The organism is Anaerobacillus sp. QJM3NY_32, from assembly GCF_056173645.1.
This window is the reverse complement of sequence record NZ_CM149684.1, coordinates 2520180-2541388: the sequence shown is the minus strand read 5'-3', so window position 1 is coordinate 2541388 and position 21209 is coordinate 2520180. Positions and strand designations below refer to the sequence as shown.

Below are 21209 nucleotides of genomic sequence, written 5' to 3'. Positions count from 1 at the left end.
CTTAATACTTTCCTTCGGGGTCGGGTGAAAATCCCAACCGGCGGTGATGACTAGCTTATGCTAGCTAAGTCCGTGACCCGGTTGCGTAAGCAAACGGTGGATCTGGTGAGAAACCAGAACCGACAGTATAGTCTGGATGGGAGAAGGAATAAAAGTGACCAATTTCCTTTTGAATCATAGATTCAAAAGGCTTATTTGGCATATACTTTTGCCTCCCGGGACAGCTGTGTTTTGGGAGGCTTTTTTTGTTCTCCTTCTCAACCAATAATGGAGAGTGGAACAGGAGTAAATACGATGAATCATACGGATTTTATGAAAACAGCGATCGATTTAGCTAGAAGTACGATAGGTCAAACGCGTCCGAATCCCTCCGTAGGAGCTGTCATTGTTAATAGTGGGCGTATCGTAGGGATGGGAGCTCATTTAAAGGCTGGAGAAGGCCATGCCGAAATTCAAGCACTCAAGATGGCGGGCAATCGAGCAAGTGGGAGTACTGCCTATGTGACACTAGAGCCATGTAGTCATCATGGAAAGACGCCTCCTTGTGCTGATGCTTTAATTCAAGCAGGAGTCAAAGAGGTATTTATTGCAAGTCAAGATCCGAATCCCCTGGTCGCAGGAAATGGTGTGACTAAACTAAAGAAAGCAGGCATAGCTGTCCATATTGGGCTTATGGAAGAAGAAGCCTTACAGCTAAACCGGATGTTTTTCCATTACATTACACAAAAAAGACCATTTGTAACGTTGAAAGCTGCTACAACGCTTGATGGCAAAATAGCAACTCATTCAGGTGATAGTAAATGGATTACGGGGGAAGACTCGAGAAAAGATGTTCATGCCTATCGTCATCAACATGATGCCATTCTTGTAGGTATTGGAACCGTCCTCTCTGATGACCCATCACTAACGACTCGTTTCGGTGAAGGGCTATCGCCGATTAGAATCGTGTTAGATCGTCAATTGAGGATGCCTTCTGACGCTAAAGTAATAAGTGATGAGAATGCAGAAACATGGATCATTACAACAAAACGAGCTGCGCTAAAAAATAAGCGATCTTTCCCAAAACATGTCCAAATCATCGCTGTCACAGATCCACTGCTCCCAATGGATAAAGTTCTTGACCTTTTAGGGGAACGAGAAATTACATCAGTATTTGTTGAAGGTGGTTCAGAAATACACGGTAGCTTTCTTGAATCACGCTCTTTTCAACAAGTTATTACATACATTGCGCCGAAGCTAATTGGTGGGAGTCAATCTCCTACGGCTTTCGGAGGTGCAGGTTTTAAAACGATGAATGAAGCGATCGATTTACAAGTGGATAGCGTAGAACAAATTGGAAATGATATTCGAATTATTTCATCAAGGAGGCTTTCTTAATGTTTACAGGTATTGTGGAAGAAATCGGAAGAGTTGAAAGTGTTCAACAATCAGGAGAATCCATTGCAATGCAAATTGCGGCGTCGACTATTTTAAAAGACGTTCATTTAGGAGATAGCATTTCGATAAACGGCGTGTGCTTAACTGTTACGACGTATACAGACTCTTCTTTTACCGTAGATATTATGCCTGAAACATTTCGTGCAAGCAGTCTTCGTCAGCTAGGGCCAAACTCATCGGTGAATCTTGAGAGAGCTATGTCCGCAAATGGACGCTTTGGTGGTCATTTTGTTTCTGGACATGTTGATGGTGTGGGGAAAATTACTCGTGTAGAACAAATCGATAATGCTGTTTATTATGACATCTCGATTCCGCGAAACCTTTTAATTTACTTTATTGAAAAAGGCTCAGTTTCTGTTGATGGTACTAGTCTTACGGTCTTTGGAATAGGGGAGCACTCTCTTACTATATCTCTTATTCCCCATACCGTAGAGGAAACGGTGCTTGGGAGAAAAAGAGTGGGAGATACAGTGAATATAGAATGCGATATGCTTGGTAAATACATTATGAAGTACTTGGAGCAAAGAAGCGGTTCAAAACCCGAACCTACTGCTTCACTTGGGAGTCAGTTTTTTGAAGATCATGGATTTAAATAATGGTACTATCAGGAGGGTCATCGTATATGTTCCATACAATAGAAGAAGCGATTTATGATTTAATGCAAGGCCGGGTGGTGATCGTTTGTGATGATGAAGACAGGGAGAATGAAGGGGATTTTATCGCTTTAGCCGATAAAGTCACACCTGAAACAATCAATTTCATGATTACAAAAGGAAGAGGCCTTGTTTGCACGCCGATTACGGAAGAGCGTGCAAATGAACTGAAGTTGAGTCCAATGGTAGATCATAACACAGATTCTCATGGTACAGCGTTTACAGTGAGTGTCGACCACAAAAGTACAACTACAGGAATTTCGGCAGCTGAAAGAGCATCTACAATTCAATACTTAATTAACCCGGATGCTAAACCTTCAGACTTTAATCGACCAGGTCATATTTTCCCATTGATTGCTAAGGATGGAGGGGTCCTTAGAAGAGCAGGTCATACGGAAGCGGCAGTCGATTTGGCACGACTCTCTGGCTCTGCCCCGGCTGGTGTTATTTGTGAAATTATGAAAGAAGACGGTGAAATGGCGCGCGTTCCTGATCTAAAGGAAATTGCTGAAGAGTATGATTTGAAAATGATTACGATTAAAGATCTGATCCAATATCGTAACCGTAAAGATGTTCTTGTTCGAAAAGAAGTAGAAATAGAACTTCCGACTGAGTTTGGTTCTTTTAGAGCGGTAGGGTATTCGAACATTCTTGATCAGAAAGAGCACGTAGCTTTGATTAAAGGAGAAATCTTACCAGATCAACCAACTCTTGTGCGAGTTCACTCTGAATGCTTAACTGGTGATGTGTTTGGATCTTTTCGATGTGACTGTGGTCCACAACTACATGCTGCATTGGCACAAATTGAAGAGGAAGGTCATGGAGTGCTTTTGTATATGCGCCAGGAAGGAAGAGGTATCGGGCTTCTTAATAAAATGAAAGCCTATAAACTGCAAGAACAGGGCTACGACACAGTTGAAGCGAATGAGAAGCTTGGATTTAAGCCTGATTTAAGGGATTATGGAATAGGGGCACAGATTTTGAGAGACCTTGGTGTTTCTAAAATGAACCTTCTGACAAACAATCCTCGTAAAATAGCTGGGTTAACAGGTTATGGTCTTGAAGTAGCATCTAGGCTACCTCTTCAGATGGCTTCTCGAAAAGAGAATGAAAAGTACCTAAAAACAAAACATAGCAAGCTAGGACACATGCTTCATTTCTAAAAATTTACGTATGAAAATAGGAGGATATTAATAATGGGACAAACATTTGAAGGAAACTTGGTTGGATCTGGGTTAAAAGTGGGTATAGTAGTAGGAAGATTTAATGAATTTATTACAAGTAAGTTACTTGGAGGTGCTGAAGACGCATTGAAGCGTCATGGCTTGTCCGTAGAAAACATTGATGTAGCATGGGTTCCTGGAGCATTTGAAATTCCCTTTGCCGCAAAGAAAATGGTTGAAACGGGAAAATATGATGCAATTGTTACGCTTGGTACGGTTATTCGCGGGGCGACACCACACTTTGATTATGTGTGTGGAGAAGTTTCTAAAGGCGTGGCGAATTTAACGATGCAGACGGGTGTACCTGTTATTTTTGGAGTATTAACCACAAATACCATTGAACAAGCTGTTGAACGTGCAGGTACTAAGGCTGGTAACAAGGGCTGGGATGCTGCAACGGCAGCAATTGAAATGGCTAATTTATCAAAATCATTTGAAGGTTGATTATCAGTTCATTTTTGGCTATGATGAGTATGGTATGCGATGAAGGGCAAAAGAGTTTGGAATCGTAAAGCCAAGAAGAGAGAAAGAAAATGGTTGATTCTTAGGTCTGTGTGATCATTGTCATTATCATGCTAGCTGAGCTTGTTCGTCGAATCATTTTAACATTCTAATTGATTTTAGAATAAGTTATTAAACGGAAAGCCAAGAATTACTTTAATGAGGGATAATCATGCTAATTCGTTATAAGAAAGCTCATGAGAAAATAGCCATGGGGCTATTAAGCTTCATGCCGAACGAAAAAGATATTAAGAAACTGCAACAATCGATTAAAGACTATGAGGATATGGATTCTTTGCAGCTTTTTCTTTGGAAAGAAGAAGATATTATTGGATTGCTCGGAATTGAATGGGTAAACGACAACGAAGTAGAGTTAAAGGATATTAGCGTTAATCCTTCCCATCGCCATCAAGGAATTGGAAAACAAATGGTTGAAGCACTTCGAGAAATGCTAAGTGATGAAATATCTATTAAGGGTAATGAATATACGGGGACATTTTTTGAAAGGTGTCACTTGGAAGAAAATATGAAGTAAGATGCAAAGAAAAGGAACGGCTTAGCCGTTCCTTTTCTGTTGTTTTATTTCAAATTGTTGTTTTCTTTCTTCAATTACATCTGATCGATCACGTCTCGTATGACGATGGATAAGTTCTATATTCGAAAGATCGCTTTTACTACCATAAGTACATTCAAGTTCACGACATCTTTCTTCACAAGCCGTTTGAAGGGTGGAGCTTGTGAGAGGAATATCAAATCCCTGGTATGGAGAGTGATTGTTGATGAGTTGTAACTCTTTTGATAGGTTTTTAGAAAGTTGATCAATATTTATCGCTAATTTATCGAGTTCTTCACTTTCGCTTTTGGAAATGCGTATGGCATTAGCAATCATTCTCTTTGCCCCTGTGAAATTACCGCGTCGATGGTGGTAGAGGCCAACAGCAATTTGGATAAGACCTACCCAATGAAGTTTACGACTTCCACGCGGATCCTCTTTCCAATGTTCTTCGAGGATTTCATGGCATTCAAAATAATCACGAAGTCCATGGAAATGAGCCAAATAATCAATATAGGCTTTTGAATACATGCTGATTCCTCCATTTCTTTTAGTAGTGTAGCACATGTGTGTTAAATGGATAAAGCGAGTGCTCTTATGGATCAAAATAGCGATCAGTCGTCAGGATGCTATCAAACTGTTAACGATCAATGGAAATCAATTTACGTTAAAAATGAACCGGATGGTTTTCTTGCATTGCTGTAAGCCCCTATTGTAAATGTGATATAATCGGAATACTAGATGGACTTGGATAAAGGAAGATGGAAAATGAAGCAATACAGTGTAAAGGTTGATGCATTTGAAGGTCCATTGGATCTTTTGCTCCACCTTATAAATAAGTACGAAGTGGATATTTATGATATTCCAGTCTCGCAAATTACAGATCAATACTTAACGTTTGTCCATACAATGCAAGAGTTAGAACTTGATGTGGCAAGTGAATATCTTGTTATGGCTGCGACGTTGCTTGCGATAAAAAGCAAAATGCTTCTTCCTCAAAAAGAAGAAGAAATTTTCGAACAGGACCCTGAGTTTGAAGATGATCCCCGTGATGAACTCGTTCAACGTCTTGTTGAGTATCGAAGGTTTAAAGAGGCTGCGAATGATTTAAAGGAAAAAGAAAGTAGTCGAAGCCTTATTTATGCTCGGCCACCTGTGGATACTAGTGAATTTAGTCATGAGGATAGTCAAACCTCCATTGGCGACGTTACATTGTATGATATGCTTGCGGCATTTCAAAAAATGTCCAGACGTGTAAAGGAAAAGAAACCAAAGCGTACACGGATTCAAAGTGAAGATGTTCCTATTGAAGATCGAATGAACGCTATTCGGAACCAGCTACGAGGAAGTGGAAAGACGCGTTTTAGTGATCTTTTTAGTGAAGAGGATCGTGGGCATATGATTGTGACGTTTCTTGCAGTCCTTGAGTTAATGAAAACGAGAGATGTGGCTTGTGAACAAGATAAAAACTTTGGCGAAATTATGATTTTTGAACGAGAAGGGAAGGCATCAGTGTGACAAACGAAGAAATAAAAAGCATTATCGAAAGTCTTCTATTTGTAGTTGGTGATGAAGGGATCACAGTGAAAGATCTTTGTGAAACCATCTCATTGGAAGAAGACACCCTTCTAAGTGCAATAAGTGATTTGCAGGATGAATACAATGAAAAAGATCGCGGTTTTAAAATTAGTTTTATTGGTGGTGGCTATCAGCTCACTACAAATGCTAAAAATGCTCCCTATATCGAAAAACTAGTAGCGACACCAGGTAATCATACTTTATCGCAGGCAGCTCTTGAAACACTTGCGATCGTCGCCTACAAGCAACCAATAACAAGGGTAGAAATAGAAGAAATTCGCGGTGTTAAAACGGATAAGCCTTTACAAACTTTAATGAGTAAATTGCTCATTAAAGAAGCGGGCAGAGCCGAAAAAGCTGGAAGAGCGATTTTATATGGAACAACTAGAGAGTTTCTATTTCATTTTGGTTTAAGCTCAATCAAGGATCTACCCCCTTTACCTGATGGGACAGAAGATAAGGAAGATGAGGAAGCAGACTTGTTTTTTGAGAAGTTTCAGGAAATCTCTGAGTAGATGCTAAGTTCGATCATGATGAAGGAGGACAATCGATGCGGTTAACTCATGTTGCTTTCGAGGAGCTTCAAAAAGATCGTGCAAACTCCCCTGAAGATTCATTCGTTCGTTCTACAATAACGTATGAGGAGAATGGAAAGGTAAAGCGATTTCATGTTTTATATCCTGGTGTTTTTGCAGAAACTGCCATTAAAGAATTTTGGGATTATGAGACCCCCATTCACGAAGCAATCGCACTGAATCTCCTTTCATCTTATCCGAATCGAAAACGTTTGTATATTAGTAGTGAAAATGAGTTTGTTGATCCGCTTAAGAAGGCGGATTTACAAGAGCTTCTCGCGATCATCCATGAGATAAAAACAACAGGTACGTATTTACATTCAAACAAAGAAAAGATGCCTCCATACTGAGGCATCTTTTTTATGCTTTGACTATGTTCGCATATATTGATGTATCATTTTTGGCTCAAATGAGTGAATCTTCCATTCTTTTCTAGTTATTAACGGTTCTAGAATAAAAATGAAATAAACTTCGAACACTAATTGAAAAGAGTAGGAATAGGAGCTCAGATCAATGATACTATCGATCGGAAAATCTTTACCCTCTCATTGTCTTCTACAAACAGAAGCTGCGACTTTTGCTAAAAGGCAATTTGGTCCACATTTTAAAAATATAGATCGTCTGCTACCTGTTTTTCAAAGTGCTGAAATAGATAAAAGATATTTCGCTATGCCACTAGAATGGTATAGTAGTGGCCCAACATTTGAAGAAAAAAACGAAAAATACGTTTCTCTTTCTGTTGAATACGCTAAAGAAGCAATATTGGACTGTCTGAACAATCCCTTTTACTTAAATGAAATGATTGATTGTAGAGATATCGATGCAATATTTTTTGTGTCAACAACAGGTATTTCTACACCGAGTATAGAGGCTAGAATTATGAATGTCCTACCATTCTCTCCACATACAAAACGGATCCCCATCTGGGGACTTGGTTGTGCAGGTGGTGCTGCAGGTATTGCAAGAGCGAATGATTATTGTCTTGCCCATCCTGATCAAGCTGTTCTAGTAGTGAATGTTGAGCTGTGTAGTCTTACTTTTCAACATGGTGACTTTTCCAAGAGCAACCTTATTGGAACAGCACTTTTTGCTGATGGGATATCAGCTGTACTTTTGACAGGTGAGACTTCATCTCTTCTTAGGCGTTCAACCTTGCCGAGCATTCCAGGCATCGTCGCCACACGCTCCACATTAATGAGAGATTCAGAAGATGTGATGGGATGGGAAGTTAGCAACGAAGGCTTGCACGTAGTGTTCTCTAAGTCTATTCCCGCGATTGTGTCAAGTTGGCTTGAACCTAATGTTCTGGAATTCCTCTCTATTCAAGAGAAGACCACGCAAGAAATAGATTATTTTATTGCCCACCCAGGAGGAACAAAAGTATTAACAGCATATGAAGAAGCTCTCGGATTCGATAAGTCGATGACTGCAGTATCGAGAAATGTATTAAAAGAATATGGAAATATGAGTTCAGTTACCGTTATTTACGTACTAGACCAGTTTTTGAGAAATGGGTGTAAACATGGACATCTTGGATTAATGGCAGCTCTCGGACCTGGTTTTTGTTCAGAACTGCTGCTGCTAGAATGGAAAAAAGGAGCATAAAAAATGGGGCTAATATTTACTGGGGTTTTTATCCTTCTTGTGTTTCAAAGATTAATTGAACTATATATAGCTAAAAAAAATGAAAAGTGGATGAAAGAGCAGGGAGCAAGAGAAGTTGGAAAAAATCATTATAAATACATTGTGCTGCTACACATTTTCTTTCTTTTCGCAGTAGCGATTGAAGCGATTTTACGAGGTTTCACTCTCTCCTTCGTCTGGTCTGTTATGCTGTTTGTGTTTCTTTTGGCTCAATGCCTTCGAGTCTGGACAATTAGAAGTCTGGGCCGCTTTTGGAATACAAAAATAATCGTCCTACAAGATGCAGATGTTGTAAAAAAGGGTCCTTACCGATTTTTGAAACACCCTAACTATTTAATTGTGGCACTAGAAATTCTCTCTTTGCCACTTATTTTCTCCTCTTACTTCACTGCGATTGTTTTTACCGTGCTAAATGCAGTATTACTTCTGAGAGTTCGTATTCCCGCTGAAGAGAAAGCGTTAAAAGAGTCGACCAATTATCCCGTGATGTTTCCGAATGCCGAAAAGGAATGAAAGACATATACTGCGTCTCTTGCTCATAGACTTGTACAAATATAGAGCTTAAGGGACGTGGCTGTCATGATGAAATCGCTTAAGACAAAAATTGGCGTCTTTATTTTAATTGCTGCTCTGTTGTTTCTCATGATTCCAAGAGGTGTAGTAGCAGAGGGAGTAGGCGTCTCAGCGAGAAGTGCCATACTAATTGAACAAGAAACAGGAAGAGTTCTTTACGAAAAAGATGCCTATACACAAAGACGAATAGCGAGTATCACAAAAATTATGACTGCGATCATTGCGATTGAGTCAGGTAAGATGAATGAAACAGTAAAAATCAGTGGAAACGCTGCTGGGACAGAAGGTTCCTCTCTCTATTTAAAAGAAGGAGAGAAAATAAAACTTGAAAATTTGGTATACGGTTTAATGCTTCGTTCTGGTAATGATGCTGCTGTGGCAATTGCTGAAGAAGTTGGAGGCAGTTTAGAAGGCTTTGTTACATTGATGAACCAGAAAGCAGAAGAAATTGGGATGTCGCACACAATATTTATGAATCCTCATGGACTTGATGATCATGAGAATCATCTATCGACAGCTTATGACATGGCTATCCTAACACAGTACGCCATGGATAATGACACTTACCGTATTATTTCAAGTACTAAAGTACATAAGGCACCCAATGCGACAGAGGATTGGGATTATGTATGGCGTAATAAAAATAAGCTGTTAACTAGTTTATACTCTGATTCCACTGGTGGGAAAACGGGATACACAAAGCGAGCTAAGCGTACACTCGTTTCTACTGCTGAACGTGATGGTATGACTCTTATTGCTGTTACCTTAGATGCGCCTGATGATTGGAATGATCATATTTCGATGTTTAATTGGGGTTATAGTAACTATGAGCTGACTCTACTTGAGCCTAAAGGGATTATTAAAGATGTGAAGGATGAACCTTACAAAGGCAATGTGAGATTGAATCGAGATCTTTCCTATCCTTTAACCTCAGAAGAAAGAGATCAAATTGATTCCACCATCCAACTTGTAGAACCTCCAGATGAAAGTAAGTGGGATGAAATGGGGTCAACAGATGATCCTGTTGGAATGTATGTTGTAAAACTAAATAACAAGACAATTGTGAAAGCACCAATTACTTTTGACTCCGTTGAAAAAAAGGAAAAAGGATTATGGGGATTTTTTAAAGGGTTATTTTCATTAGATATCGGACGTGAGCCGAATGGTTAATCTCATCTGGGCTGGCTTATTTCTCATTGGTATTCTATTTGCTCTAATTAATGGAACGATGGAAGAGGTCAATAAAGCAATATTTACTGGGGCTGAAGAAGCGATAGCTGTTTGTATAGGGTTGTTAAGTGTTCTTATTTTCTGGCTTGGATTGATGAAGATTGCTCAGAAAGCAGGACTGTTAGACCTTTTGGGAAGAGGATTTAAACCGATAGCTCGGAAGCTGTTTCCGGAAGTTCCCCCTGATCATCCTGCAATGGGATATATTCTCTCGAACATGATGGCGAATATGTTCGGCCTTGGAAATGCAGCTACGCCAATGGGGATAAAGGCAATGGAAGAGTTAAAAAAGCTCAATGATATGAAAGATAATGCAACAAGGTCAATGATTACCCTCCTAGCGCTCAATACATCAAGTTTAACTCTCATCCCAACTAGTGTTATAGCTATTCGGATGAAATATGGATCAGTTTCACCAACGGAAATTGTTGGTACAACAATTGCTGCTACAGCATGTTCTACAATTGGAGCTCTCTTCATTGATCGGTTTTTCTATCGAAGAAGCAAAAGGGGAGGATCTCTGTGAATGCATCGATCTGGATTATCCCTTTATTGATCGGGTTTATTCTTGCGTACGGAACGTGGAAAAGAGTACCAACTTATGAAACCTTTGTAGAAGGAGGTAAAGAAGGGCTTTCTATTGCAGTTTCGATCGTTCCTTATTTGGTAGGCATGATGGTAGCGATTTCTGTTTTTCGAGCATCTGGTGCAATGGCCTTTCTTAGTGGATTATTAAGAGTACCACTAGAAGCGATTGGGGTACCTACAGAAATCGTTCCTTTGGCTCTCATTCGCCCGATTTCTGGTACCGGTGCGCTTGCGATGACAACGGATATTATTAGCACATATGGGCCAGATTCCTTTATTGGGAGGCTAGCCTCTACCATGCAAGGAAGTACAGATACGACGCTTTATGTCATTACGGTTTACTTTGGGGCGATTGGCATCAAACGAATGGGAAATGCTCTTAAAGTTGGATTGTTAGCAGATTTAGTCGGGATGGCAGCAGCGATTATATTTGTCACTCTCGTATTTGGATAGAAGCCATCTTATTCGATGGCTTTTTTTATTGTAACGGAATGTTTGGAACATTCCTGTTTGAGCATAATAAATGATAGAATGAATCTGTGCTTGAGGTTTGACTGTGACAAGAGTATGATGTTTTAGTGAGGTGAATTTGATGGAACGTTTGCAAAAAGTAATTGCTCAAGCTGGAGTAACGTCCAGACGAAAAGCAGAAACATTGATTGAAGAAGGTAGAGTGAAAGTTAACGGCAAAGTCGTAACTGAACTCGGTACAAAGGTGTCTGAGCGCTGTAAAATTGAAGTAAACGGGATTCCGGTAGAACGTGAAGAGCCGGTTTATTTTTTGTTTTATAAACCAACAGGCGTCATTTCAACAGTAGAAGATGATAAAGGAAGAAAGGCTGTCACCGATTATTTCCATGAAATCGAAGAACGGGTTTTTCCTGTTGGACGACTTGATTACGATACGTCAGGTGTTTTGCTCTTAACGAATGATGGTGATTTTGCGAATAAGCTGATGCACCCAAGTTATCATGTAGACAAAGTGTACGTTGCTAAAGTGAAAGGCTTAATGAATAAAGAGACCATTCAAAAGCTTGAGCGAGGTGTGCAGCTAGAAGACGGAAAGACTTCGAAAGCACGAGCTAGAATTCTATCCGTTGATAAACAAAAAGGAAAATCAATTGTAGAATTGACCATTCATGAAGGTAAGAATCGCCAGGTACGCCGTATGTTCGAAACATTAGGTTACCCTGTGCAAAAGTTAAAGAGAGAACGATATGGTTTTCTTGAGTTGACTGGAATGAATCCTGGAGATTATCGTGAGCTAAAACCTTACGAAGTGAAGCAGCTTCGTAACCAAGCTGTCACACAAAATTCAAAAAAACGATAAGGTGACCCCTTATCGACACGTTATAGTGAGAGTAGTATTGCTTTGTTTGATTGGAGTTGGTTGAATGAAAAAGAAAAACCGGCTGATCGTGCGGACTGTTATATTGACTATCGTCTTTATAGCAGTCGGCTATACGTTCTATACAAACTTTTTTGCAAATGAAAGCGGAATCGTACAGGCCGGAGATCAAGCGCCAAACTTTATTTTAACGGATTTAGACGGAAATGAAGTAGAGCTTGAGGACTACAGAGGGAAAGGCGTCTTTCTGAATTTTTGGGCAACCTATTGCGAGCCTTGTAAAGATGAGATGCCAGCGATGGACAAGAAGTATAAAGAATACAAAGAAAAAGGCGTCGAAATACTTGCAGTAAATGTTTCGGAACCTAAATTGACTGCCGAAAGCTTTGCTGATCGGTATAACCTTAGTTTTCCGGTGTTGCTTGATAAAAGCAATGATGTAACTAATCACTATGGAGTTGGGCCAATTCCAGTAACCTTTTTAATTGACAAGAATGGCAAGGTCGTTCAAAAAACGGAAGCCAGCCTTTCAGAGGAAGTAATTGATAGCTATATGAAGCAAATCCAACCGTAATGGGGTGTTCCAATGAGCAACAATAACATCACCTGTGAATGCGGACATGTGAACCCTTATGGAACTGAGATATGCGAAGTATGTGGTAAACCGCTTCAAGGAGATTTAGAATCTAAGAAACTGCTTAATATGAGATACGAGGGAAGTGCACGGAGGTCTCAAACGTACAAAACGACGATCATCGATAAGATCTGGAATTTCTTCTCATCTGTTAAGGTCGGAATCTGGATCATCGTCTTGTTGCTAGTAGCTTCAGCGATAGGCACTATTTTCCCTCAAGAAATGTACATACCACCGCTGTCAGACCCGACAGTTTATTACAAGGAACAATACGGCGTACTTGGTCAATTGTATTATGACCTGGGTTTTCATAACTTATACGGCTCATGGTGGTATATGTTATTAATTGCCGCATTGGGACTTTCGCTCATTGTAGCCAGTCTCGATCGGTTTGTCCCGCTTTATCGCTCATTAAAGAAGCAGCGAGTCATTCGCCATGAAAGTTTCATGAAGCGCCAGAAGTATTTTGGTAAGACGGAAATCAGCCATGATTCGCCTGACTTAAACGGCATTAAACAAGCATTAGAAAATAAAAGGTACAATGTTAAAGAAGAAAATGGTCATTTATTTGCTGAGAAAAATCGCTTCTCCAGATGGGGACCTTACGTAAATCATATCGGACTCATTCTCTTTCTCATCGGCGGAATGCTCCGCTTTTTCCCTGGAATGTATGTCGATGAGGTGCTCTGGTTAAGAGAAGGTGAAACAGAGAAGATCAAAGGGACGGAAGAAGCCTATTATTTAAAAAGTGATGGTTTTATTCTAGAAACTTATGATAATGAAGATGAGAAATTTAAAGATGCGATTGAAGAGTCTGGACAAGCAGTCGTGGCAAAGAACTATCAAACGGATGCTATTTTATACAAGCAGGTTGGTGAAAGAGTAGCTGGGACGGATCCAGAACTTGAGAAAGTGAAAGAACATCCGATTCAAGTTAATAAACCGCTTAAGTTTGAAGGGTATGCCATTTACCAGGTAGATTATAAATTGAATGAACTTCAGAAGATGTCATTTACTATGGACAATAAAGAGTCCGGAGAGTCTATAGGTGACCTTACTATTGATCTTTATAATCCTGAGAAAGAATACAACCTTGAAAACGGCTACAGCGTTGAAGTAATGGACTACTTCCCAGATTTTGAATTTAATGACAAGGGTGAGCCAACAACTAAATCTAAAGTTCCGAATAATCCTGCATTTATACTTAATATGGTTTCTCCAGAACATCCTGACGGAGAAGTAGCTTTTGTTGCGATTAAGCAGAACTTAGAGCCTCTTGGAGAAAATGATTACAAAATGTCGTTTCAAAATGTAGATACAAAAAATGTTTCCGGTTTAGTCGTAAGGAAAGACAATACATTATGGATTTTAGCGATCGGCGGCGCAATCTTCATGATTGGTGTTATTCAAGGGATGTATTGGAACCATCGAAGAATTTGGATTCGAAAAGGGAATGACGAAATGTGGTTATCCTGTCACACGAATAAAAACTGGTATGGTTTGAAACGAGAGCTAGAAAGCATTACAAAAGAGACTGGTCTGGATATGCCACTTGATCAGTCGGAAGAAAAGAAATAGATGTTTAGCACGAAAGGAGGCAAGATAAGATGGCTCAATTAAGCAGTAACTTGCTTTATGTTGCTTTCTTTATCTACTTTGCAGCAAGTATTGTATTCGCTATTTCTTTGTTTGGTAAGAAGTGGAGAAAGTCGGATGAAGTGACCCATTCAAAAAAATGGGGGTTGTGGGGATTTGCTCTTTCCACAGTGGGATTTCTTTTTCAGCTGAGCTATTTTATTACAAGGTGGATTGCTGCAGGGCATGCACCAGTTAGTAACTTGTTTGAATTTACAACATTCTTTGGGATGGCGATGGTATTCGCTTTCTTAATCATTTATCTGATATATAAGAGCAATGTTATCGGAGTATTTGCAATGCCTGTTGCAATTATTGTGATTGCTTATGCAAGTGTATTCCCATCAGATATTCAGCCACTTATTCCAGCTTTACAAAGTAACTGGCTCAAAATTCATGTTACAACAGCTGCTCTTGGGGAGGGGATTCTATCCATTAGCTTTGCAGCAGGACTTGTTTATCTAGTTAAAACAGTCAATCAATCTAAAGCGAGCAAATCAACTTTCTGGCTTGAGTTTGTCATGTACTCTCTCATTAGCACGATTGCATTTGTTGTCCTATCACTTGGATTTGAAGCTGCTGGGTATTCTTCTACTTATCAATTTGTTGATCAAAATGAGCAGCAGATAACAGTGGATTATACATTGCCAGCCATAGCAGGGCCGACAGGCGGCCAATATGTTAGTGGAAATGAATTTGGACCTCTTTTTGAAGCACCCGGATGGATGAAAGGGGAAAAAGCTGCACATAAGTTAAATACGTTAATCTGGTCGATATTTGGTGGTCTGATCTTGTATGGTCTGGTCCGATTAATTTTAAGGAAACGAATTGGAGCTGCCATTCAACCAGCACTTAAAAATGTGAATGAAGAATTGGTAGATGAAATACAGTACCGTGCAGTAGCGATTGGTTTCCCAGTGTTTACATTAGGAGCACTTATTTTCGCCATGATCTGGGCGCAGGCTGCTTGGACACGCTTCTGGGGTTGGGATCCAAAAGAGGTATGGGCTCTTGTTACATTCCTTTTTTATGCTGCATATCTTCACCTTCGTCTTTCAAGAGGATGGCAAGGTGAGAAATCAGCCTGGCTTGCTGTAGTAGGTTTTGTCATCATTATGCTCAACCTTGTTGTCGTCAACCTTGTTATTTCTGGACTTCATTCTTATGCATAACTTCGAAAACCTTCACGATTTGTGAAGGTTTTCTTATAAGGTGAGAGGTGAATGCGGTTTCTCATCACTGGTCTGGATTGCTATAGGCATGGTAGAATAGAACACATGAGCTCATGTAGGAGGGAATCTTCTTGGAAAAAGATGCACGAATATTAGTAGTAGATGATGAAGAGCGTATTAGAAAGCTATTGCGCATGTACCTTGAGAGAGAGAATTATGAAATAGAAGAAGCTGAAAATGGAGAACAAGCCCTGGAAATGGCAATTGAGGATGATTTCGATCTTATTTTACTTGATTTAATGCTTCCGGGAATGGATGGTACAGAAGTTTGTCAGCAAATGCGTGAACAAAAAGCCACTCCTGTGATCATGCTTACAGCAAAAGGGGAAGAAGCTAATCGCGTACAGGGGTTTGAAGTAGGGGCTGATGACTATATTACAAAACCATTTAGTCCAAGAGAAGTCGTTCTTCGCGTTAAAGCACTTTTAAGAAGATCATCGACGACGAAATTTTTACAAACCGAAACCACAACTAAAAACGTAATTGTATTTCCGTATTTAACAATCGATCATGACGCTCATAGGGTGTTAGCGGAGGAACAAATTATTAATTTAACACCGAAAGAATATGAGCTATTGTATTATCTTGCAAAAGCTCCAGATAAAGTGTTTTCGAGAGAAGAGCTGTTAAAAGATGTCTGGAATTATGAATTTTTTGGAGATCTCCGAACAGTTGATACGCACGTGAAGAGACTAAGAGAGAAGCTAAATAAAGTATCACCAAATGCTGCTGCAATGATTTCAACAGTATGGGGAGTGGGTTATAAATTCGAGGCAGTTAAAGAATAATGATTTGGAGAAGCGTTGTTGGTAAGCTGTGGCTTACAATCATCTTACTTGTAGCATTTGTGCTATCCATCTTAACAATTCTATTGCTTCAATTTTTTGAAGACTTTCATGTTGAAAAAGAAGCAGAGCAAATGGAGCGACTCGCTAATAAAGTGGCTTCTGTTATTGAACGATATGATGATCGAGAGCAGGCGCTTGACACAGCCTGGGAAATCACAGATTTTTATCCTACTAGGGTTATGATCGTTGAAAATGACAGCCAGGGGGATAGTAGGTATTCGCCCAATGCCCATGGGTTACCAGAGCTGTCATTGGATGTGTTTAAAAAAGACCCCATCTTAAAAGGGGTATTTACTGATCGGGAAACGGTTGTTAAAAAGGGAGATTTCGTTACAGATGAAGCGGCCGCATCGCATAATGAACTTCTAATCGTCGGTGTGCCCATGGAACTTGATGGAGAAGATAACGGAGAGGTATTTCTTTACCAATCCCTTGACGTTATAGCAAAGACAACGAGTCAGGCTAGAAATTTAATTTACATAGCTGCCGGGATTGCCATTGTTTTAACGACAATCTTTGCCTTCTTCTTATCTACTCGTATTACCGCTCCACTTCTGAAAATGAGAGAAGCAGCTACAGAGGTTGCAAAAGGGAAGTTCGATACAAAAGTTCCGATGGTGACCCACGATGAAATTGGCGAACTTTCTGTTGCGTTTAACCGTATGGGGCGCCAACTCAATAACTATGTTACAGCGTTGAATCAAGAGAAGGAACAGCTTTCTAGTATTTTAAGCAGTATGGCGGATGGCGTTATTACCTTTGATAAAACTGGTGCCATATTAAGCACGAATCCCCCTGCTGAACGTTTTTTGAAAGCCTGGTATTACGAGCAGGGAATGGAAGAAAAGCCTGGTAATGAAGTACCTGAGGATATCAATGAATTGTTTAGTCTTGTTGTAACACTTGAGCGGGAACAGTTAACAGAAGTTGAACTACAGGGGCGGAGCTGGGTTGTTGTAATGACGCCACTTTATAACCAATCTGCTATTCGGGGAGCGGTTGCTGTCTTTAGGGATATGACAGAAGAACGTCGTTTGGATAAGCTTAGGAAGGATTTTATCGCGAATGTGTCTCATGAGCTTAGAACCCCAATTGCGATGCTCCAAGGATATAGTGAAGCGATCGTAGATGATATCGCAAGTAGTGACGAGGAAAAGAAAGAGGTCGCTCAAATCATTTACGATGAATCCTTGCGGATGGGAAGGCTAGTGAATGAACTGCTCGATTTAGCTAGAATGGAAGCCGGTCACAACGAATTGCATTATAGCAGTATTCATATGCAAGATTTTGGACAAAGAATAGTAAGGAAATTTTCCGGACTTGCTCGAGATCGACAAGTGGAATTAAATTTCCATGTTTCAAATGATGAAAGAATGTTAAAGATTGATCCTGATAGAATTGAACAGGTATTAACGAATTTAATAGACAACGCTGTGAGACATACACCAGGAGGAGGGGAAGTAAGATTATTAATTACTTCCCTTGAGAAAGGCGTTCAGTTCGATGTGAAAGATACTGGTTCTGGCATTCCTGAAGATGATCTTCCATTCGTGTTTGAGCGTTTCTACAAAGCCGACAAAGCTCGTACAAGAGGAAGGTCAGGTACGGGTCTAGGGCTTGCCATTGCTCGTAACATTGTGGAATCTCACCATGGCCACATTTCCGTTCACAGCAAGAGCGGAGAAGGAACAACGTTTTCTTTCTATATACCTGATAAAGGGAAAGAGTGACAGGCACTCCGTCGATATACTCAAAGAGTTTCCGAATTAACCGGAAGCTCTTTGTTTTGATTTGTGACATTTTATACCGAAGAAAAAGAGTAACGAATAGGTATCCTTGTTTCCCGTTAATGCGTTACAATAACAAGTGGAAGAGTCAAACTAGTTCGATAAAAGGAGCTGAAGCTATGTATACTGACTATCACAATCACTTAGAAAAAGGTACATTAACTCTTGATTATTTATCTCAGTTTGTTGAAGAAGCAAAGCGCAAAAATGTAAGCCATTTTGGGATTTCCGAACATGCTTATCATTTTTATGAAACAGAAAATATTTTAAGCAATCCGTGGGTTAACGAAAGAAGATGGTACAACATGGATGATTACGTTCGTCTTTTTCAGGAAGCGGAAAAACAGGGGATGGACGTTAAGATGTCCATTGAAATGGATTATACCCCAGGTAAACATCAAGAAATGAAAGATTTTATTTCTAGCTATCGATTTGATTATGTCATTGGATCCATTCATTGGGTTGAAGACTTTGGGATTGATCTAGCAGAATATCGTCATCTTTGGGATGAACGTGATATTAATACGGTTTACCGCAAATATTTTGATCAAGTTGTCACACTGGCAGAATCAAATTTGTTTGATATCGTAGGTCATCTCGACCTTGTAAAGATATTTAAATACAAACCTGAAAGCCGTGATTTTCTACTTGAACAATATGACCGAGCGACAAATGCTTTATCTCATTCCAAAACATGCGTGGAAATTAGTACAGCGGGGTTGCGTAAGCCAGTAGGAGAATTGTATCCTGATCCTGAACTTCTTAAAATGTGTTACGAAAAAGATATTCCAATTGTCCTCTCATCAGATGCGCACGTTCCGGGAGACGTTGGTGCAGACTATGATAAGGCAGTTGAGCTTGCTAAATCAGTTGGATATTCTAAATTAATGACGTTCGAAAAAGGAGAGCGGAAGTCGATATCGTTATAAATATAGGTGAGTGAAGATAAGTTGTTGCTCAAATGGGCGCACAAATCAGAGGGATAAAAATGCAACAAAAAAAGAACGGGAGCTAATTGCTCCCGTTCCTTTTTAGATGAATTAAACTCCGCCGATTTGTTCTACTTTTACGATATCTTGCACTTCTTCGAGAGTTTCTTCAATATTTTTTGGTAATGCATTATCAAAAGATAACATCATAATCGCTTCCCCACCTGCTGTCTTTCTTCCAACTTGCATGGTGGCGATGTTAATCTTATGTTCCCCTAGAACCTTTCCTACGTTTCCAATGACACCAGGACGGTCATTGTGCTGAATATAGAGCAGGTGACCTTGAGGATGGAAGTCAATATCAAATCCATTTAACTGAGTAATGCGATCTCCATATTCTTTAATATATGTTCCTTGAAGTGAGAAGGCCTCTTTATCCCCTTTTACTGTTACAGAAATAAGATTTGAGTATCCCTGTGTTTCAGAACTATGTTTCTCACCGTAAGTGATCCCTCTTTCTCTTGCGATAGAAGGGGCGTTTACTTCATTAACGGTAGTGTCCAGTCTTGATTTAAGGAAGGAAGCCATTAAATTCCTTGTCAAGATTGCTGTATCTAATTCAGTTAGCTTTCCGGCATAAGTGACTTCTACGAGATTTACTGCTGATTTCATACATTGTGAGAGTATACTTCCCATCTTACGAGTTAGTTCGTAATATGGTTTGATTTTTTCGTATTCTTCTTTTGAAAAACCAGGGAGGTTGATCGCATTTCGAATTGGTTTCTCTTTCAGGAAGTGTAGTACTTCGTCTGCTACCTGTGCAGCAACATTAAGTTGAGCTTCTTTTGTAGAAGCCCCAAGGTGTGGAGTTGCAATAACTTGATCAAAGCTTAAGAGAGGGTGGTCAGCCTCTGGTGGTTCTGCCACAAACACATCAAGTGCTACGCCGCCAATGTGACCTGATTCGAGGTAAGGAATGAGTGATTCTTCATCAATAATTCCTCCACGAGCACAGTTAATTAAGAAAACACCTTTTTTAGTTTTTGCTAGCGTTTCTTTATTTAAGAGTCCACGTGTTTTATCAGTTAAAGGAGTATGAACAGTGATAATATCTGCCGTTTGAAGCAGCTGATCCAAATCAACGGACTCTACATCGAGTTTTTCCGCTCGATCATTTGTTAGGAATGGATCAAATACGACGACATCCATACCAAACGCTCTAGAGCGTCTAGAAAGCTCTGTACCGATACGTCCCATTCCTACAATACCAAGGGTTTTTCCACTTAACTCTGTTCCGACATACTGTTTTCTCATCCATTGTCCATTTTTCAATGACGATGTTCCCTGAGGTATATTTCGAACGAGTGAAGCCATCATAGCAAAAGTATGTTCTGTTGTTGAGATAGTATTGCCATCAGGTGCATTAACTACAATGACGCCTCGTTTCGTTGCGGCATCAATATCGATGTTATCAACACCGACACCTGCTCTTGCAACAATCTTAAGCGAAGGCATTAGATCGAGCACTTCTGCTGTTACTTTTGTCGCGCTTCTTACAAGCAGGGCTTCATACCGATCCAGACGATCATTGAAGTCATTTAATGATCCAATGTCACATGTTATCGTGCTTTCATTTAAAAGCGGCTGTAAGCCATCTTCTTTAATACCATCAGTTACTAAAACGTAAGCCAACTTCTCCACTCCCTTTGTCTCTCTCTTCTCATTTTTTAGAAAACTTAATAACTTACTTTTTATCATGAAAGCACTAAAGTGTCAATTTCATTAGGAACATTTTTTAGTGAAAAAGATGCGAAAATAAAAAATCCCCGGTATTTAAACCGGGGATTCCATTCTTTATTATTCGAATTTTGTAGCGTCTCCGTCAAATGACTCATCAGCAATCTTAATAGAATCAGTAGGACAGCCTTCAAACGCATCCATCATATCTTCATGAAGTACATCTGGAATTTCAACGATACCTTCGTTGTCATCGAGGGTTACAAATGCGATACCTTCGTCGTCGTAATCATAAATATCAGGTGCAGCGGCGCCGCAGGCACCACAAGCAATACATGTGTCTTTATCTACAATAGTATACTTAGCCATGATTTAACCTCCTATTCAATACTTCTATATGCCTTTCATCGTCATTTTATGCGTAAATGAAAGTATTTAATAACCTTATTGTAAAGGTCGCGCCTTGACTTTTCAATAGTTTAATCCTTTTATTACCGCCTAATT

The 21209-nt window shown here is 39.7% G+C and carries 24 protein-coding genes and 1 riboswitch; of the genes, 21 read left to right on the top strand and 3 right to left on the bottom strand.

The window, feature by feature from the left end; translation table 11 throughout:
- Positions 1-6: 6 nt before the first annotated feature.
- Positions 7-152, top strand: a riboswitch (FMN riboswitch).
- Between the two features lie 142 nt (positions 153-294).
- The 5 genes from ribD to AC0VYH_RS13345 all read left to right on the top strand — a co-directional run bounded on the left by ribD (position 295) and on the right by AC0VYH_RS13345 (position 4349).
- The gene (gene ribD, locus AC0VYH_RS13365; protein WP_430246135.1) at positions 295-1377 is read left to right on the top strand and encodes a bifunctional diaminohydroxyphosphoribosylaminopyrimidine deaminase/5-amino-6-(5-phosphoribosylamino)uracil reductase RibD; all 1083 of its coding nucleotides are present in this window, start codon (positions 295-297) and stop codon (positions 1375-1377) included.
- Entirely contained in the window at positions 1377-2033 is a 657-nt protein-coding gene (gene ribE, locus AC0VYH_RS13360) for a riboflavin synthase (protein WP_475367687.1), read from the top strand. Before ribD ends, ribE begins: the two co-directional genes overlap by 1 nt.
- A 26-nt stretch (positions 2034-2059) precedes the next feature.
- Positions 2060-3253, top strand: coding sequence for a bifunctional 3,4-dihydroxy-2-butanone-4-phosphate synthase/GTP cyclohydrolase II (locus AC0VYH_RS13355; protein ID WP_475367686.1), 1194 nt, complete (start codon positions 2060-2062; stop codon positions 3251-3253).
- Positions 3254-3286: 33 nt separating this feature from the next.
- Positions 3287-3757 carry a 6,7-dimethyl-8-ribityllumazine synthase gene (gene ribH / locus AC0VYH_RS13350; protein WP_430246138.1) on the top strand — a complete coding sequence of 157 codons (471 nt, stop codon included), beginning with the start codon at positions 3287-3289 and terminating at the stop codon, positions 3755-3757.
- A 229-nt stretch (positions 3758-3986) separates the two neighbouring features.
- The gene (locus tag AC0VYH_RS13345; RefSeq protein ID WP_194221981.1) at positions 3987-4349 is read left to right on the top strand and encodes a GNAT family N-acetyltransferase; all 363 of its coding nucleotides are present in this window, start codon (positions 3987-3989) and stop codon (positions 4347-4349) included.
- 21 nt (positions 4350-4370) lie between these two features.
- Here AC0VYH_RS13345 and AC0VYH_RS13340 read toward each other — a convergent pair whose 3' ends face one another.
- The gene (locus AC0VYH_RS13340) at positions 4371-4898 is read right to left on the bottom strand and encodes a DUF309 domain-containing protein (protein WP_475372618.1); all 528 of its coding nucleotides are present in this window, start codon (positions 4896-4898) and stop codon (positions 4371-4373) included.
- A gap of 45 nt (positions 4899-4943) precedes the next feature.
- On the opposite strand from AC0VYH_RS13340, the gene AC0VYH_RS13335 reads away from it, so the two are divergent.
- From AC0VYH_RS13335 to AC0VYH_RS13260, 16 genes are all read left to right on the top strand, one after another.
- Positions 4944-5072 carry a hypothetical protein gene (locus AC0VYH_RS13335; RefSeq protein WP_475365399.1) on the top strand — a complete coding sequence of 43 codons (129 nt, stop codon included), beginning with the start codon at positions 4944-4946 and terminating at the stop codon, positions 5070-5072.
- A gap of 63 nt (positions 5073-5135) precedes the next feature.
- Positions 5136-5885 (top strand): segregation/condensation protein A, encoded by a 750-nt coding sequence (locus AC0VYH_RS13330; RefSeq protein ID WP_303530902.1) that lies wholly within the window; start codon positions 5136-5138, stop codon positions 5883-5885.
- Entirely contained in the window at positions 5882-6460 is a 579-nt protein-coding gene (gene scpB / locus AC0VYH_RS13325; protein WP_194221978.1) for an SMC-Scp complex subunit ScpB, read from the top strand. Before AC0VYH_RS13330 ends, scpB begins: the two co-directional genes overlap by 4 nt.
- Positions 6461-6495: 35 nt before the next feature.
- Complete coding sequence (locus AC0VYH_RS13320) at positions 6496-6870, top strand: hypothetical protein (protein WP_430246144.1); 375 nt, start codon at positions 6496-6498, stop codon at positions 6868-6870.
- Positions 6871-7033: 163 nt separating this feature from the next.
- Positions 7034-8125: a type III polyketide synthase gene (locus AC0VYH_RS13315; RefSeq protein ID WP_475372617.1), complete on the top strand. Its 1092-nt coding sequence runs from the start codon at positions 7034-7036 to the stop codon at positions 8123-8125.
- 3 nt (positions 8126-8128) lie between these two features.
- Positions 8129-8677: an isoprenylcysteine carboxyl methyltransferase family protein gene (locus tag AC0VYH_RS13310; RefSeq protein WP_430246148.1), complete on the top strand. Its 549-nt coding sequence runs from the start codon at positions 8129-8131 to the stop codon at positions 8675-8677.
- A gap of 69 nt (positions 8678-8746) precedes the next feature.
- Positions 8747-9907: a D-alanyl-D-alanine carboxypeptidase family protein gene (locus AC0VYH_RS13305; RefSeq protein WP_475367492.1), complete on the top strand. Its 1161-nt coding sequence runs from the start codon at positions 8747-8749 to the stop codon at positions 9905-9907.
- Positions 9900-10493, top strand: a complete 594-nt coding sequence (locus tag AC0VYH_RS13300) for a nucleoside recognition domain-containing protein (RefSeq protein WP_430246150.1) — start codon at positions 9900-9902, stop codon at positions 10491-10493. Before AC0VYH_RS13305 ends, AC0VYH_RS13300 begins: the two co-directional genes overlap by 8 nt.
- On the top strand, positions 10490-11008 hold the full coding sequence (locus AC0VYH_RS13295; protein WP_408962613.1) for a spore maturation protein: 519 nt from the start codon (positions 10490-10492) through the stop codon (positions 11006-11008). Before AC0VYH_RS13300 ends, AC0VYH_RS13295 begins: the two co-directional genes overlap by 4 nt.
- 139 nt (positions 11009-11147) lie before the next feature.
- Entirely contained in the window at positions 11148-11885 is a 738-nt protein-coding gene (locus AC0VYH_RS13290) for a pseudouridine synthase (RefSeq protein WP_194221972.1), read from the top strand.
- 64 nt (positions 11886-11949) lie between these two features.
- A complete protein-coding gene (gene resA / locus AC0VYH_RS13285) occupies positions 11950-12477 on the top strand; it encodes a thiol-disulfide oxidoreductase ResA (RefSeq protein WP_194221971.1) in 528 nt (175 codons plus the stop codon).
- A 12-nt stretch (positions 12478-12489) separates the two neighbouring features.
- Positions 12490-14115 (top strand): cytochrome c biogenesis protein ResB, encoded by a 1626-nt coding sequence (resB, locus tag AC0VYH_RS13280; protein ID WP_430246153.1) that lies wholly within the window; start codon positions 12490-12492, stop codon positions 14113-14115.
- A 29-nt stretch (positions 14116-14144) separates the two neighbouring features.
- Positions 14145-15344: a c-type cytochrome biogenesis protein CcsB gene (gene ccsB, locus AC0VYH_RS13275; RefSeq protein WP_475367684.1), complete on the top strand. Its 1200-nt coding sequence runs from the start codon at positions 14145-14147 to the stop codon at positions 15342-15344.
- Between the two features lie 131 nt (positions 15345-15475).
- Entirely contained in the window at positions 15476-16192 is a 717-nt protein-coding gene (locus AC0VYH_RS13270) for a response regulator transcription factor (RefSeq protein ID WP_194221968.1), read from the top strand.
- The gene (locus AC0VYH_RS13265) at positions 16192-17982 is read left to right on the top strand and encodes an ATP-binding protein (RefSeq protein ID WP_430246158.1); all 1791 of its coding nucleotides are present in this window, start codon (positions 16192-16194) and stop codon (positions 17980-17982) included. The genes AC0VYH_RS13270 and AC0VYH_RS13265 overlap by 1 nt, the downstream gene beginning before the upstream one ends.
- Before the next feature lie 176 nt (positions 17983-18158).
- Positions 18159-18968 (top strand): histidinol-phosphatase, encoded by an 810-nt coding sequence (locus AC0VYH_RS13260; protein WP_194222325.1) that lies wholly within the window; start codon positions 18159-18161, stop codon positions 18966-18968.
- Positions 18969-19079: 111 nt separating this feature from the next.
- On the opposite strand, the gene serA is transcribed toward AC0VYH_RS13260, so the two are convergent.
- Together serA and AC0VYH_RS13250 are read right to left on the bottom strand one after the other, a co-directional pair.
- Positions 19080-20660 carry a phosphoglycerate dehydrogenase gene (gene serA, locus AC0VYH_RS13255; RefSeq protein ID WP_475367683.1) on the bottom strand — a complete coding sequence of 527 codons (1581 nt, stop codon included), beginning with the start codon at positions 20658-20660 and terminating at the stop codon, positions 19080-19082.
- 165 nt (positions 20661-20825) lie between these two features.
- A complete protein-coding gene (locus AC0VYH_RS13250; RefSeq protein WP_194221965.1) occupies positions 20826-21074 on the bottom strand; it encodes a ferredoxin in 249 nt (82 codons plus the stop codon).
- Positions 21075-21209: the final 135 nt, after the last annotated feature.

What these genes read in the sequence shown, in the direction of transcription:
- ribD (WP_430246135.1), top strand. Translation starts at nt 295, where the DNA reads ATGAATCATACGGATTTTATGAAAACAGCGATCGATTTAGCTAGAAGT.
- ribE (WP_475367687.1), top strand. Translation starts at nt 1,377, where the DNA reads ATGTTTACAGGTATTGTGGAAGAAATCGGAAGAGTTGAAAGTGTTCAA.
- AC0VYH_RS13355 (WP_475367686.1), top strand. Translation starts at nt 2,060, where the DNA reads ATGTTCCATACAATAGAAGAAGCGATTTATGATTTAATGCAAGGCCGG.
- ribH (WP_430246138.1), top strand. Translation starts at nt 3,287, where the DNA reads ATGGGACAAACATTTGAAGGAAACTTGGTTGGATCTGGGTTAAAAGTG.
- AC0VYH_RS13345 (WP_194221981.1), top strand. Translation starts at nt 3,987, where the DNA reads ATGCTAATTCGTTATAAGAAAGCTCATGAGAAAATAGCCATGGGGCTA.
- AC0VYH_RS13340 (WP_475372618.1), bottom strand. Translation starts at nt 4,898, where the DNA reads ATGTATTCAAAAGCCTATATTGATTATTTGGCTCATTTCCATGGACTT.
- AC0VYH_RS13335 (WP_475365399.1), top strand. Translation starts at nt 4,944, where the DNA reads ATGGATAAAGCGAGTGCTCTTATGGATCAAAATAGCGATCAGTCGTCA.
- AC0VYH_RS13330 (WP_303530902.1), top strand. Translation starts at nt 5,136, where the DNA reads ATGAAGCAATACAGTGTAAAGGTTGATGCATTTGAAGGTCCATTGGAT.
- AC0VYH_RS13320 (WP_430246144.1), top strand. Translation starts at nt 6,496, where the DNA reads ATGCGGTTAACTCATGTTGCTTTCGAGGAGCTTCAAAAAGATCGTGCA.
- AC0VYH_RS13315 (WP_475372617.1), top strand. Translation starts at nt 7,034, where the DNA reads ATGATACTATCGATCGGAAAATCTTTACCCTCTCATTGTCTTCTACAA.
- AC0VYH_RS13310 (WP_430246148.1), top strand. Translation starts at nt 8,129, where the DNA reads ATGGGGCTAATATTTACTGGGGTTTTTATCCTTCTTGTGTTTCAAAGA.
- AC0VYH_RS13305 (WP_475367492.1), top strand. Translation starts at nt 8,747, where the DNA reads ATGAAATCGCTTAAGACAAAAATTGGCGTCTTTATTTTAATTGCTGCT.
- AC0VYH_RS13300 (WP_430246150.1), top strand. Translation starts at nt 9,900, where the DNA reads ATGGTTAATCTCATCTGGGCTGGCTTATTTCTCATTGGTATTCTATTT.
- AC0VYH_RS13290 (WP_194221972.1), top strand. Translation starts at nt 11,148, where the DNA reads ATGGAACGTTTGCAAAAAGTAATTGCTCAAGCTGGAGTAACGTCCAGA.
- resA (WP_194221971.1), top strand. Translation starts at nt 11,950, where the DNA reads ATGAAAAAGAAAAACCGGCTGATCGTGCGGACTGTTATATTGACTATC.
- resB (WP_430246153.1), top strand. Translation starts at nt 12,490, where the DNA reads ATGAGCAACAATAACATCACCTGTGAATGCGGACATGTGAACCCTTAT.
- ccsB (WP_475367684.1), top strand. Translation starts at nt 14,145, where the DNA reads ATGGCTCAATTAAGCAGTAACTTGCTTTATGTTGCTTTCTTTATCTAC.
- AC0VYH_RS13265 (WP_430246158.1), top strand. Translation starts at nt 16,192, where the DNA reads ATGATTTGGAGAAGCGTTGTTGGTAAGCTGTGGCTTACAATCATCTTA.
- AC0VYH_RS13260 (WP_194222325.1), top strand. Translation starts at nt 18,159, where the DNA reads ATGTATACTGACTATCACAATCACTTAGAAAAAGGTACATTAACTCTT.
- AC0VYH_RS13250 (WP_194221965.1), bottom strand. Translation starts at nt 21,074, where the DNA reads ATGGCTAAGTATACTATTGTAGATAAAGACACATGTATTGCTTGTGGT.